Raw genomic sequence first — 14,047 nt, 5'->3', positions numbered from 1 at the left:
AATTATATGAATTAATGTGAATTGGAAAATCTTAAGAATTATGATGTATAATATAGATGCTATTTATGTTTGGAAGGTGTTTATATGAGTCTATACGGAATTGGGTCTGCGACCGGAAAGATTATTTTAATGGGTGAACATTCAGTGGTTTATGGTAAGCCAGCGATTGCATTACCTTTTGCTTCCGCACGCATTGAGACTAGAGTGGATTTCCATCAAAAGGAAACCACGATTGACTGTCTCTATTACCAAGGTGCTTTATCAAGTTCACCTTCTGTGATTGCGGGCATCAAGGAATTGATTACAATAACTTTAAAATTTATGAATAAAGAAAACTATGGTCTTCATATTTCAATTACATCAACATTACCACCACAAAGAGGATTGGGCTCGAGTGCCGCTGTCTCTGTATCTGTTGTTCGTGGTCTTTTTGATGCATTTAAAATTCACTTATCCGACGAAAACTTAAATTATTTGGTATCTGTTGCCGAACGCATCCATCACAGCAATCCGAGCGGTTTGGATGCGAATACCATTGCGATGGGAAAACCTGTGTTTTTTGAACGCGGTAAACGGGGTGAGGTTATCGAAGTTGATATGGATGCAATTCTTGTGGTTGCTGATACCGGTGATTCCGGACAAACACGTCTTGCGGTATCGGAAGTGAATGCAATGCTAAAGGATAATCCTGATTATGTTGAATCGCTTATGAATAAATTGGCTGATTTAACGAATGAAACACGTGTTCATCTTCAAACAAGAAATGTTGGTGAGGTTGGAAATTGTATGAACCTTGCTCATGAAGTTTTAAGAACAATCCGCGTAAGTAATGAAAAATTAGACCACTTGACAGCCGTTGCCTTACAAGAAGGTGCATTAGGCGCTAAATTAACGGGTTCTGGAAAAGGTGGTTGTATTATTGCTTTGTGCGCAAATGAATCGGATTCAATTCATGTATCTCAAAAATTAAAAGAAGCGGGTGCGGTAGATACTTGGTCTTATAATCTAAATGGAAAACAGATTCATGAATAAAACAGTTCGTGCTCATACTAATATCGCTTTAATTAAATATTGGGGCAAGAAAGATAATGAATTAAAAATACCGCACAATTCAAGTCTTTCGTTGACTTTAGATCAATTTTATACAGAAACAAGTGTAGATTATGATTCAGCGCTTACTGAGGATGTATTTATCCTGGATGGCGTTTTAGTAGAAGGTAAGGAAAAAGATCGTGTTGTTTGGTATATGAACGCTTTACGTGAGCGTTATGATATACCTTCTTTTGCGCGAATTCATTCGACGAATGCTGTTCCGAAGGCTGCTGGTCTTGCTTCTTCTGCGTCCGCATTTGCTGCGCTTGCGAAAGCGGCGACTTTGCATCTTAATTTATCGGATGAAGAAGTTTCGCGTTGTGCAAGATTGGGTTCTGGCAGTGCCTCCCGTTCAATTTATGGTGGTTTTGTTAGGTGGAATCGAGGGACTGGGGATCTTGATAGTTTTGCTCAACCCATAGCGATGAATCCTTGGCCTGAGTTTCGAATGATTGTCTGTATCCTTAATGATCAGGAGAAACCATTTTTAAGCAGTCAAGCGATGAACACAACGGTTGAGTCATCAGTCTATTACCCAGCTTGGGTTGAACAGACAGAAAAAGATATTGTTTTACTTGAACAGGCTCTAAAAGACCATGATATTTGGACTGTGGGAGCAATTGCTCAAGGGAATGCGCTACGGATGCATGCATCTTTGATGGCTGTAAATATGTGGTATTTTGAACCTCAAACAGTCGAAATTATGAATAAAGTTCGTACCTTACAAAAATCAATACCTGCTTTCTTCACAATGGATGCGGGTCCGAATGTAAAGATAATGACGACCTCAGACCATGTTGATGCAATTCTTAATGAGTTAGAAGGTATAAACACAGTGGTATGTGCACCGGGAGTGGGGGTTTCAGTTCATGATTCACTCTAAATTTCCTGGGAAACTGTTTCTTATGGGTGAGTATGCAATTATGGAACCTGGACAAAAAGCAGTTATTGCGGCTATTGACCGGTTTCTAAATGTATATATCGAACCTTCAGAGCAGTTTGAGGTGAACAGTCGCTATGGTGATCTTCAAGGCACTGAAATTTTTATGCAGAATGATAATTTAGTTCATGTGAAAGCTGCAATTGAAATGTCGAGACGTTATTTAAAATTTAAGAAAAAGCCGATGATTTCTTTCAAAATGCATATTGAAAGTGAACTGGATTCGGATAATCAACGAAAGTATGGATTTGGTTCCAGTGGTGTCGTGATTGTGGCAGTAATTGATGCAATCTTAAAACTTCACGATGTTAACTTAGATTCATTAGAACTTTTTAAACTCTCGGTGATGGCTCAAGTTATTGTGGGTGAAATGAGTTCTGGTGGTGATTTAGCCTCTACTTGTTTTGGAGGTCTGGTTGCTTATGAACGCTATGATGAATCTTGGTTGATCGTTGAGGATATGTGTAATATGAATCTTGTACATACATCGTGGCCAGGATTGGTGATTGAACCGCTCATATCAAATTCAGTCAAACTTTGTGTAGGATGGACTGGTACGGTAAATCAAACAGCTCCGTTTGTTGATTCAGCACGTGAATTAAACAGTATAAATCCAAAGTACTATGAATCGTTTCTAAATGATGCCAATCGCTTTGTCGATTCATTTATAATTGCTTGGAATCAAGATAATTTTGGGATGCTTTCCCAAGCGATTAATAACTATAGATTGTTGATGCTTGAATTAGGGAATCGTGCTGATATTAATATCGAAACAAATGAATTAACAGCACTTATCGAATCAGCACAAAATCTCGACTTTCCTGCGAAGATATCCGGTTCTGGTGGTGGTGATTGTGGATTCGCATTGATATCTGAAAACTTTAATGAAAAAGCGAACACTTTGGTACACGAATGGGAAAAACATGGTATTCTATATCTAGATGTAGGAGTGTATGAAACGTAAATGAGATCAAAAAGAAAAGACGAACATGTAACACTTGCTCTAAGGCAAAATGTGTATCAATCTGATTTTGATACCATACGGATTATTCACCAAAGTTTACCAAATATAAATTTGAGTGACGTGGATGCGTCCATTCAGTTTTTAGGTCAAACGATGAAGTATCCAATCTATATTAATGCAATGACAGGTGGCAGTGAAAAAACTGAAATTTTAAATCGAAAACTAGCGAGAATTGCTCGTATTTTTGGATTGCCGATGGCAGTTGGATCGCAGCATGCAGCACTTGATGATCCAAGCTTGGCGTCGTCATACCGAGTTGTCCGCGATGAAAACCCTTCGGGTTTTATTATTGGTAATGTGGGTGCGAATGCTACGGTTGAGGATGCAAAACGCGCAATCAAAATGATTGATGCGAATGCATTAGGGATTCACATTAATGTTGCACAAGAGATAGCTATGGATGAAGGGGATCGCGATTTTTCACATTGGATTGAGAACATTACTCAAATCGTGGCATCGGTTGATGTTCCTGTTATTGTTAAAGAAGTAGGATTTGGTATGAGTGATAAGACTGTTGCGCAGCTTTATGCCTGTGGTGTACGACATGTTGATGTAAGTGGTCGAGGTGGTACCAATTTTGTTTGGATTGAAAATGAACGATCACAAGGTAAACGCTATAATTATTTATCAGATTGGGGTATTACAACCGTAGAGTCGCTTATAATGACGAAGTCGTACCAAGAAAAGTGTAATATTTTCGCATCCGGTGGTATTCAAAACCCACTTGATGCCATGAAGTGTTTAATTCTAGGCGCACAAGCCGTAGGAATTTCAGGATATTTCCTGAAGGCAGCTCATTTAGAATCAGATGCAATGCTTGAAGAAGTCTCCATGTTTCTGGAAGACTTCAAAAAGTTGATGGTTTTAGTAGGTGCCAAAACGATAAAAGAATTACCAAATGTTGAATATACAATTCATGGGAAGGAGGTGCAGTAAGGATGAGTCAAGAACATCAAGAAGTGCACGTTGAGGAAAATGCAAACGACAAGAAAGAAAAACAACGATTGGTTAAAAATCCTAAAGAGAATAAGAGTGTTATTATTGGCGTTGTCGCAGTCTTGTTACTTGCAGTTTTTTCAACCTCATTCTTTTTCTTAAACAGCCGTTGTACTGTTGATGGGAAAACGGTGTGTTACGATAAAGATAACGAGTATTTCAGTATTGAAGAAAATGCATCACTCACCGTACAAGTTGAAAATAAAGAGCTTGGGGAATACTTAGTTTCCACATGGGATGAAACGCATCCGCAACATAAAGATGCGATTAGTTATGTTGTCCAAGAACCATTAAGTATTGATCAAATGGCTAAAGGACTCCCTTACGATGTAATGGTAACCTCGCAGAAAAATGCTGTTTACTTTTTAGATCAATTGGTTAATCTAGGCAATGGCCTTGATACGGTCGTTGGAAGTAGAATTCCAGTCCAACTTCAAGATTCAATAAATCTCAAAGGATACTATTTTGTTCAAAATAGTATCGAGGGGGGCCTCTTTGTTTATAATAAAACACTTTTAGAAGAAGCAGGATTTGATTTAAAAGATTCAGATGATTCTGGATTACCAGATGTTTTTGAAACATGGGATCAAATTTATAAAGCTTCCGATAAAATTCTTAAAAAGACCGATATGGTATTTCCATTATCCTTTAAAGACCAAGAATCCTTTTATCCTTTCTTAACCAGTGGTCGATGGACGTTGAATTTCACGAAAAAAGGATCGGACCCAGGCTTTGAAACCCAAGAATTTAGAGATGGGCTCGTCTTTATTGAAGCGATGAGTACCCACAAAATGGATAAAACATTACCAAAAGATGTGAAGGCAGAAGACCTTCCATGGCAATTGGATGCAGCGTTTTACGAACGACGCTCAGCCTTTAGCCTTATTACTGATTTTGAAATGGCCGATAAATACGAGATGAGTACTAAGGACGAATATGTGTATGCACCTTATCCAGAGTATATGAAGCACCGGATGTCTCCGATGGGTGAGGTTGATGGTTATATCGCACGTAAAGAAACTAAATACCCATCTGCTGCCGCAGAAGTAATTCGAATCTTGCGTAGCGGAGAAGGGGTATCAACTTACAAGAGTTCTGTGGGTAAAACGCCGATTTATCATCGTATTCACCTTGATGAGCTTACAATTACCGATAAGAAACTCATTGAAAAAATGAGAGCGTATAATTTCCATGATACGCCACCAGTGATGGCATTGGATAATAATCCAACCAAATTAGCACGTAGTCTTTATAAAGAAGTTGATTTCATGCCGATATTAAGAGATCTTTATGATCATAAACTAACGGTTGATGAAGCTCAGTCCGAAATTGTTTCACTTGCAAACAAATGGATTGAGGAGAATGATTTAACTGAAGATGAGAAAAAAGCATTAGAAGCCAAAAAAGCTGAAGATGAGAAAAAGGCACTTGAAGCAAAAAAAGAAGAATCAAAGAATGATGCTTCTTCCGAAAACGAAGAAAAGAAAGACAATTAATTGATAATCACAAATTTGTGATGGAGGTTAGCATGGCTAAAAACAATCGAAAAGAATTTATATTATTCAGAGACAAAGTAATCATTTTAATCTTTTTACTTTGTTCACTCGTTACTTTGTATGCAATCTACAAGTTTAATGCAATTCCTACAAAGTATCTAATGATTATAGTGGGGGTTATCCTACTTCTATTCCTTATTGGAGCGCTCATAACCATGCTCACCAAACCCGGTAAGTTAAAAAATTTCGGTAAGGTGTATAGCTTAATTTTAAGTTTACTCTTATTACTTGGAACACGTTATTTAGTTACCGGAAACAGTTTCTTAGGGAAATTAACCGGTGCAAATAAAGATACACACGTTATTTCTGTAGTGGTCATGAAAGATTCAAAATATAAAAGTATTGAAGACGTGAAGGAATTACCAATTGGTGCCAACACACGTCTTGATTCTAAAAACATTACTAAAGGGAAAAAGTTAATTGATGAAAAGTATAAATCAGATATTAACATCGTAGATTACGAAGATTATACAGAACTCGCAAATGATTTATATGATGGCACTCAAGAAGTAATCTTGTTGAGTGAAGCGCATCGTGGCTTTATTCAAGATGAGGTCAAAGATTTTGATGAGAAGACACGCATTATTGGTACGGTGGCTTATGAAGAAGAAGTTGATTTCAAAAACAAAAATGCTGATGTTATGAAGGATACCTTCAGTATGTTTGTGACAGGAATTGATACCTATGGACCAGTATCATCAGTATCACGATCCGATGTAAATATGATTATGACGGTCGATCCAAAAAACAAACAAATTTTACTGACAAGTATTCCTCGTGATTATCACGTTGAACTGGCATCATTTGGAGCTTATGACAAATTAACCCATGCTGGAATTTATGGTGTTGGGGAATCAATGGCAACACTTGAAAATCTCTTTGATATCGATATTGACTATTTTGTTAAGGTTAACTTTAGTTCAGTAGAAACAATTATCGATGCATTGGGTGGCGTTGATGTCTATTCACGATACGCATTCCAATCGTTTGCGGGTGTCTATTTTGATGAAGGCATTAACCATGTTGATGGTCGTAATGGTCTCATCTTTGCACGTGAACGTTACAATCTTCCAAACGGAGATAATGACCGTGTAAAAAACCAACAAGCACTTATTACAGGTATTCTTAAGAAAGCAATGTCACCTGCAATTATTACGAACTATACTTCTATTCTAAATTCAGTTTCCGACTCATTCCAAATGAGTATGGAAGAGAGTGACTTTAAGAAATTAATAAAACAACAAATTAATGATATGTCAGATTGGGATATTCAATCTTATGCAGTAACAGGAACTGGAAGTTCAAGTACAACGACGTATTCAATGCCGGGTCCAGCACTTTATGTAATGGAACCAAATTATGATACAGTCCGTCAAGCTCACGACTATATTGAGGCAATGGAACGTCATGAAGTAATTTCAGTAAGTGAATAAAAGCCAGATATCTGGCTTTTATTTTTTAGAAATGTACAGGAGGACGTTATGAACTGGGAACAATTATTTAATGAAGAAATGAAAAAAGAGTATTTTAAAATGCTTGAACGTAAAATCGAAGACGAACGAAAAGCATTCACAATATATCCACCCAAAGATCTGGTTTATACCGCCTTTGATTACACAAAGTTTGAAGACGTGAGGGTTGTGATTTTAGGACAAGATCCATACCACCAACCCGGTCAAGCAATGGGGATGAGTTTTTCAGTCTTCAAAGATCAAAAATTACCAAAGAGTTTGGTAAACATCTACAAAGAATTGGAATCCGATCTTGGTATAAAAAATGAACATGGTGATTTATCCGCTTGGGCAAAACAGGGCGTTTTACTTCTTAATACATTACTAACAGTCAGAGAAGGTGAACCCATGTCCCATGGGCAGCTTGGATGGGAGCAATTCACAGATCGTGTTATTTCGGAACTCGGGTGCCGTAAAGAACCGATAATTTTTGTCTTGTGGGGAAAAAAGGCACAAGCCAAAAAATCACTCGTTAAAGATCATCATCAATTTATTGAATCAAGTCACCCATCACCACTTGGAGCTTATCGTGGATTTATTGGGTCACGCCCATTTTCGAAAATTAATGCCTTACTTTACGAACGAAATCAAAAAGAAATTAATTGGAGTGTTACATGTTTAGACAAATAGAACCAGCGCTTGATGCGCTTATGAAACGTAAAAATCAAACGTATGGCATTGACTTATTTCGTCAATGCTTAGCAGATATGGGGAATCCTCAAGATTCACTTACTTGTATCCATATTGGGGGAACCAATGGAAAAGGTTCAACAACAAACTATACACGTGCTATCCTACAAGAAGCTGGGTATTCTGTAGGGACCTTCACGTCACCGCATCTTACGGTACATAATGATCGTATTCGCATCAACAATGAAAATATTAGTGATTCTGATTTATTAATGTATATTAATGTTACGGAGCCATTTTGGGATCAGTACCAATTAAGTATGTTTGAAATCGATGTTCTTATTTCCATTTTATATTTTATTGATAATGACATAGATTATGCGATTTATGAAGTTGGACTTGGGGGTCGTCTTGACGCTACCAATGTAATCCAACCTGTTATTACTGGAATTACGAATATTGGTCTTGACCACATGAATATTTTGGGTGATACCATTGAGAAGATTGCTGCAGAAAAAGCAGGTATCATTAAAATGAATGTTCCGTTTTTCACAACAGAACGTAAAGATTCATGTTTGGAGGTGTTTAGCTACTTTACCAATTTAAAACAAACAAATATGCACCAAGTGGTGATAGCTGAACCTAAACGGGAGGGGTTGGCGTATTACTTTGATGTATTAGAAGAACCTTATGTCATCCAAAATCAAGGTCTTTACCAAGTTGGCAATGCAAGTCTGGCTATTCATCTTGTAAAAGCATTACCACATATTACCGTCGATACAAAAACGATTCAAAATGCAATTGCAAGTGCGTCATGGGCGGGACGTTTTGAGCCCGTCTTGGATGGTGTTTATGTGGATGGTGCTCACAATGAGATGGGCATTGAAATGCTCGTGAGAAGTATGGAAATGCTTCCTAGACCATGGGTTGCGGTCTTTACCGCACTTAAAGATAAAGACTATACGCTTATGATTAATAAACTCGAATCCGTATTCGACGAAGTGATTATTACTCAATTCGATTTTTATCGATCGGAGCGTGCTGAAAAATTAGCATTCGGACATAATGTCACCATTATCGAAGATCAATATAAAGCGATTGATACAGGAATGAAGCATCGAAATAACGGTACTTGTGTCATTACCGGATCCTTATACTTTATTTCAGAAGCACGGGATTATCTCATAAAAAAAAGCAAGTCAATTTGAACTGCTCCCTGTCAAGTAGACAGGTGAAATAAATAAAATATCCAAGATGATTTATCACTTTATGATGAATCATCTTTTTTATGCTACAAGTGACTGCATTTGTTTTTCTCTAATGTTTGACCAGTAAGCTTCAATCTTCTTGTTAGTTGGAATCGCGTAGACTACAGGTGTCTCTGTTCCTAGCGCTTCAGTTCGAACCATCATTGGTGTTTTGTTTTTGAAGCGTTTCTGAAGTCTCTTGTTGTTATAAAAATCAATATACACTTCAATTGCTTTCTTCAATTCGCTTCTTGTACTGAATTCATTAGGGTAGTACATTTCTGATTTGATTGTTCCCCAAAATCCTTCCATAGGACCATTATCAATACAATGTCCCACTCTAGACATACTTTGCATCACTCCTTGATCTTCTAGCTGTTTCCTAAATGCCCTACTTGTGTATTGGAATCCGCGGTCACTGTGAAATAAAGGTTTTGCCTCTGGATATCTCGCGATAGCTTTATGATAAGTATCAAACACAAGTTGATTATTGTTCCGATCACTTATTTGATACGCCACAACACTTAAATCATAAAGATCAATAATCGCACTGAGATATAGTTTCTTACTTGAACCTTTAATCTTAAATTCTGTGACGTCTGTCAGCCATTTTTCATTCGGTTTTGCGGCAAAGAAATTTCGATTTAAAATATTTTCAGCTGTGATTTCAGGAGTGCTTCGTGAATATTTTTTAGACTTTTGACGAATCACTGATTTCACCCCTAGCATCTTCATGAGTCTATGAATCCTCTTCGAGTTATATTGAACGCTATTCAACTCATTGATCCAATCCGTCATGCGTCGATAGCCTAAGATATGTCCAAATAGTTCATCATAATCAAGAATGAGATTGCAAAGCTCATGATTTTCAATTTCATTGCTTGTTTCAACACGATGCGTCCATTTATAATAACTACTTCTTGCGATTTTAAGTACCTTACACATCCACTGAATACTCCAGCCATGTTTATGATGTAGTTCCTGCACTGCGAGATACTTTACTTCTTGTTTTGCTTTGGAGAATATCGCCCCCTTTCGATTTCCTTCACTTTTTTTAATAGAATGTTCTCGCGTTCTTTCAGTTCGAGTTGTCTTTCAAGTAGTTTTACTTTACGTTCTAAACGTTCTTCATTACTAAGTTGATCTTCTTGTTTTCGCTTGCCACGTTTATCAAGAAGACCATCATCTCCCAATTCGTTATACTTTTTCACCCACTGATAAACCTGAGCATAAGAAAGTTCATAGCGCTCAGCAGTCCCCTTATAATCGTAGTCATGTTCAATACAATATGCGACAATTTCCTGACGCTCCTCAATTGTTGTTTTTCTACCTTTTGTCATATAGACTTCTCCTTTAGGATCGTAATCCTTTATAGTTTCAAGTCTATTATACTTTTTTATCCATCCGCGCAAAACCTCATGGGAACTTATACCATATTTAATACTAATATCTTTAAGAGAACCTGCGCCTTCAAGATAATCCCTAATTGCGGATTCCTTGAGCTCTTTCGAATAACTTTTGTTTCGATCTTTATCTGAAAAAACTTCAATACCATAAGTTTGATACTTTTTCACCCAACTACGTAATGTACTAGAATCAATAGATAATTCTTCAGCTATTTCTGGTGCACCTTTTATGCCATTCAAATATTCATTAATTGCTTGTTCTTTTATTTCGGCTGGATATTTATTCTTTCTCCCCATAGAAAAAGCTCCTCCTTTTTTGTAGTGCCCGATTTTATTTATTTCGGGTGTCTACTTTAAGGGGAGCTTATCAATTTAAGACTTGCTTTTTTTTATAAAACTTTACTTAGAAACTCAATAGTACGAGGATGTGTCGGGTTATCAAAGATTGCTTCAGGTGTTCCCTGTTCGCAGATAACACCACCATCCATAAATAACACACGATCACTGATTTCTTTTGCGAAATTCATCTCGTGAGTCACAATTACAATTGTCATCCCACTTACCGCAAGATCTTTAATAACTTCAAGTACATCTTTAACCATTTCTGGATCTAATGCAGATGTTGGTTCATCAAAGAGCATAACTTGAGGTTGCATTGCAAGCGCACGGACAATCGCAAGACGTTGCTTTTGTCCTCCAGATAACTTACGTGGAAATTCATGTGCCTTATCCTTAAGCCCTACCTTATCAAGTAACGATAAACCTAAAGTATTTGCTTCATCTTTAGACATCCCTTTTTCTAGAGTTGGTGCGAGGGTAATGTTTTCCAAAACCGTTAAATTGGGGAAAACATTAAAATGTTGGAAAACCATCCCAATTTCTTGACGTAGCTTATCTAAGTTTTTATGATCTGGCTCTAATGCTACACCATCAAAGATAATGCTACCTGAACATGGTGTTTCAAGTAAATTTAAGCACCGTAGCAACGTTGACTTTCCTGAACCCGAAGGACCAATAATCGAAACAACTTCACCCTGGGTAATTGTTTCATTAATTCCTTGAAGCACGGATAAGTCTCCATATGCTTTATGTATGTTTTTGATTTCAAGTAGCGGTTTAGTCATTGAGGGCCACCTTTCGTTCAAATGCGGAGATTAATTTCGATGTTGAGAAAGTCATTATAAAGTAAATAACCCCTACAATCATCAAAGACGGTAGTTTTAAGTGGGTTGCACTTGAGACAATTGATTCCGAAGTCATCAAGTTGTTTACAAAGAATACCGATGCTAAAGATGTTTCTTTTATCATTGTAATAAATTCATTCCCTAAAGCAGGTAAGATATTCTTAATCGCTTGTGGGAAGATAATCTTCTTCATCATATTAGCATTTGAAATACCAAGACTTTTTGCGGCTTCAAATTGACCTTTATCAACAGCTTGAATACCAGCACGGAAGATTTCCGCTACATAGGCACTCGAATTAATAATCAAAGCAACCATGATCCATCCTACATCCGGAACGGATGTGGAGATGTACTCAGAGCCTAAAAAATAAAATAAACTTAGTTGAAGTAGTAGTGGTGTTCCACGAATTACTTCGATATAGACATTAATAATTGTTTTTAAAGGCTTAAATTTCGACATCTTCCCCATTGCGAGAAAGGCACCAAGTAGGGTACTAATTAATACAACAACAACAGAAATGGTCAGTGTACCCCAAGCTCCCTTAAGATACACATGTCCATAGCGATTAATGAGCTTTAATATATCTTGAAACATCTTAGTCAATCGCTCCTAATTGTTTTGCAATACTTGTAGCATCAGCAAGCCATTGTTTATACAAATCAAGTTCTACAGCTTTCGCAATTGCTTTATTTACTTCATCCATAAGATCTTCTTGACCTTTTTCTAAGATGACTTTTGTACCGTTATCATCGATTGTTGCGAATTTAACTTTACTTACAACAAGATTTTTATTATTTAAGGTAAATCCTTCACCTGATGCACAGGATGCAGCAATCGCATCCACTTTTCCAACATTCAACTGAAGGACAGCATCATCCAATGTATTAACGAGTTGCATTGTTGCTTCTGGAAGTTCTGTCTCCACGTAAGTTTGAGGGAGTGAACCATTTTGAACGGCAACCTTCGCAGTTTTTAAATCATCAATTGTATTAAGTGTTGCTTCTTTTTCTTTCGTTACAAGAAAACCTTGGCATGTGGACTCCGTCGTATCATAAGTATTACTGAAATCAACTTGTTCTGCACGTTCTTCATTAAAGGTAAATCCCGCAATACCCATATCAAATTTTCCAAGTGATACTGCGGAGGCAATATCACCAAAGCTCATCGCTTTAATAACGAGATCTACACCAATTTCATTCGCAATAAATTTTGCGAGTTCGATGTCCGCACCTACATATTGATCTTGACCTGTTTTTGTTGCATCGATGAATTCATAGGGTGCATAGTCAGGTGATGTTACTAAAACAATTTCACCTTTTGATTTGATTGCTTCAAGTTTCGTTACGGTTGTATCCTTCTTTCCACAACCGCTTAAAAATAATAATGTTACGCAAGCTACTATAAATGTTTTTTTCATTTTGTTTCTCTCCTTGTGATGTTCGCTCTATGTTTGGTTTGTGCTCTTTGCGAAGTCACGTCGTCGTTTGATTCCCATAAAAATTCTCCTCGCTTTTATTTGAATCTAGGAACAAAAAAACGTCCCTAGATAGTGTATATCTAGAGACGTGTTAAACGCGGTACCACTCTAATTGCCATATGTTATTCATATGACCTCTCTCCTGTAACGCTAGGTTTGCGGTTTATCCTACTCTTTGTTCAGATAAACATCTCCCAAGTGCGGTTCAACATATTTCATCCATTAGGCTTCCACCATCCCTAATTCGCTATCGATATCCAAATGTTTACTCTCTTGTTCTGCGATTTAAGTGAAATAATATCGTACTATCAAATCTTTGTCAATACTTTTATTTATCGTTATAAGGGAATTGATCTTTCTTCATCGGATGATTTTGTACCCAAGTCCTATGTTCTACTGAACAAATGACGTCATCACCTAAGTTTCGCAAGCGGTCTAAAATATTATCATTCTTTATTTCAAGGCCATCAAAATCACAATCTTCGATAAAAACATATTTCTGAACAATGCGTGCTCCCATGTAAGATAGAATGGGTTTAAGTTGTTGTTCTGCCATTAAAAAATACTTTGGTGATCCTGCAGTAACCACAATGCCGGCACTCTTATCAACCAAGGCATGCATGGGTAATAAGTCGAAAATATTTTTTAGTGCGCCAGGTATAGAAGTCTGATAGGTTGGTGTTCCAACGATGAGTGCATCTGCTTCCATAATTGAATTAATAACATACTGAGTATCCGAATTATATTGGTCAACAGAACGTCCATCGCTAAACTGAAGATCATAATCTCCGATATTAATAATTTCCGTGTCAATGGTGTGATTGTGTTTGGCTATTTCTTGGATAACATAGTCCAAAGCGACGCGTGTCTTACGTCCTGCTACGGAACCTGTGATTGCGATTATTTTCATGATGACACTCCGTTTCTAAAAATTGTATCGCTTTCATTATAGAGTTACAGACCGTAAAAAGAAAGGAATTCGC

Annotated in this window: 14 protein-coding genes and 1 other annotated feature; of the genes, 8 read left to right on the top strand and 6 right to left on the bottom strand. The window is 37.1% G+C overall.

The genetic code is table 11. The features are described 5' to 3' along the window. Nucleotides 1-84 precede the first annotated feature (84 nt). From mvk to NMG63_RS08210, 8 genes are read left to right on the top strand one after another with little or no spacing between them, the layout of a single operon-like run. The gene (mvk, locus tag NMG63_RS08245) at nt 85-1,032 is read left to right on the top strand and encodes a mevalonate kinase (RefSeq protein ID WP_115355094.1); all 948 of its coding nucleotides are present in this window, start codon (nt 85-87) and stop codon (nt 1,030-1,032) included. Beyond that, a complete protein-coding gene (mvaD, locus tag NMG63_RS08240) occupies nt 1,025-1,975 on the top strand; it encodes a diphosphomevalonate decarboxylase (protein WP_013853401.1) in 951 nt (316 codons plus the stop codon). Before mvk ends, mvaD begins: the two co-directional genes overlap by 8 nt. Further along, nucleotides 1,962-2,996, top strand: a complete 1,035-nt coding sequence (locus NMG63_RS08235; protein ID WP_238047843.1) for a phosphomevalonate kinase — start codon at nt 1,962-1,964, stop codon at nt 2,994-2,996. The genes mvaD and NMG63_RS08235 overlap by 14 nt, the downstream gene beginning before the upstream one ends. Next, the gene (fni, locus tag NMG63_RS08230; protein ID WP_238000166.1) at nt 2,997-3,992 is read left to right on the top strand and encodes a type 2 isopentenyl-diphosphate Delta-isomerase; all 996 of its coding nucleotides are present in this window, start codon (nt 2,997-2,999) and stop codon (nt 3,990-3,992) included. It begins immediately after the preceding gene. A gap of 2 nt (nt 3,993-3,994) precedes the next feature. Then, entirely contained in the window at nt 3,995-5,548 is a 1,554-nt protein-coding gene (locus NMG63_RS08225; RefSeq protein WP_003774485.1) for an ABC transporter substrate-binding protein, read from the top strand. Nucleotides 5,549-5,580: 32 nt separating this feature from the next. Further along, the gene (locus NMG63_RS08220; RefSeq protein ID WP_013853397.1) at nt 5,581-7,041 is read left to right on the top strand and encodes an LCP family protein; all 1,461 of its coding nucleotides are present in this window, start codon (nt 5,581-5,583) and stop codon (nt 7,039-7,041) included. A gap of 48 nt (nt 7,042-7,089) precedes the next feature. Beyond that, nucleotides 7,090-7,749, top strand: a complete 660-nt coding sequence (locus NMG63_RS08215; RefSeq protein ID WP_003774489.1) for a uracil-DNA glycosylase — start codon at nt 7,090-7,092, stop codon at nt 7,747-7,749. Further along, the gene (locus NMG63_RS08210) at nt 7,734-8,957 is read left to right on the top strand and encodes a bifunctional folylpolyglutamate synthase/dihydrofolate synthase (RefSeq protein ID WP_013853396.1); all 1,224 of its coding nucleotides are present in this window, start codon (nt 7,734-7,736) and stop codon (nt 8,955-8,957) included. The genes NMG63_RS08215 and NMG63_RS08210 overlap by 16 nt, the downstream gene beginning before the upstream one ends. Nucleotides 8,958-9,035: 78 nt before the next feature. On the opposite strand, the gene NMG63_RS08205 is transcribed toward NMG63_RS08210, so the two are convergent. From NMG63_RS08205 to NMG63_RS08180, 6 genes are all read right to left on the bottom strand, one after another. Beyond that, nucleotides 9,036-10,022: an IS3 family transposase gene (locus NMG63_RS08205; protein WP_254007443.1), complete on the bottom strand. Its 987-nt coding sequence runs from the start codon at nt 10,020-10,022 to the stop codon at nt 9,036-9,038. Next, complete coding sequence (locus NMG63_RS08200) at nt 9,995-10,699, bottom strand: helix-turn-helix domain-containing protein (protein ID WP_254006375.1); 705 nt, start codon at nt 10,697-10,699, stop codon at nt 9,995-9,997. Before NMG63_RS08200 ends, NMG63_RS08205 begins: the two co-directional genes overlap by 28 nt. Before the next feature lie 92 nt (nt 10,700-10,791). Further along, complete coding sequence (locus NMG63_RS08195; protein ID WP_003774493.1) at nt 10,792-11,526, bottom strand: amino acid ABC transporter ATP-binding protein; 735 nt, start codon at nt 11,524-11,526, stop codon at nt 10,792-10,794. Beyond that, nucleotides 11,519-12,181 carry an amino acid ABC transporter permease gene (locus NMG63_RS08190; protein ID WP_013853395.1) on the bottom strand — a complete coding sequence of 221 codons (663 nt, stop codon included), beginning with the start codon at nt 12,179-12,181 and terminating at the stop codon, nt 11,519-11,521. The genes NMG63_RS08195 and NMG63_RS08190 overlap by 8 nt, the downstream gene beginning before the upstream one ends. A 1-nt stretch (nt 12,182) precedes the next feature. Continuing rightward, the gene (locus NMG63_RS08185; RefSeq protein WP_254006929.1) at nt 12,183-13,004 is read right to left on the bottom strand and encodes a transporter substrate-binding domain-containing protein; all 822 of its coding nucleotides are present in this window, start codon (nt 13,002-13,004) and stop codon (nt 12,183-12,185) included. A 139-nt stretch (nt 13,005-13,143) separates the two neighbouring features. Beyond that, nucleotides 13,144-13,354 (bottom strand) — a binding site (T-box leader). Between the two features lie 38 nt (nt 13,355-13,392). Then, nucleotides 13,393-13,974 carry an NADPH-dependent FMN reductase gene (locus NMG63_RS08180; protein WP_013853394.1) on the bottom strand — a complete coding sequence of 194 codons (582 nt, stop codon included), beginning with the start codon at nt 13,972-13,974 and terminating at the stop codon, nt 13,393-13,395. Nucleotides 13,975-14,047: the final 73 nt, after the last annotated feature.

Source organism: Erysipelothrix amsterdamensis (assembly GCF_940143175.1).
GTDB classification, from domain to species: domain Bacteria; phylum Bacillota_I; class Bacilli_A; order Erysipelotrichales; family Erysipelotrichaceae; genus Erysipelothrix; species Erysipelothrix amsterdamensis.
The sequence above is the reverse complement of the archived record's forward strand: the minus strand, read 5'-3'. Positions and strand labels throughout refer to the sequence as shown.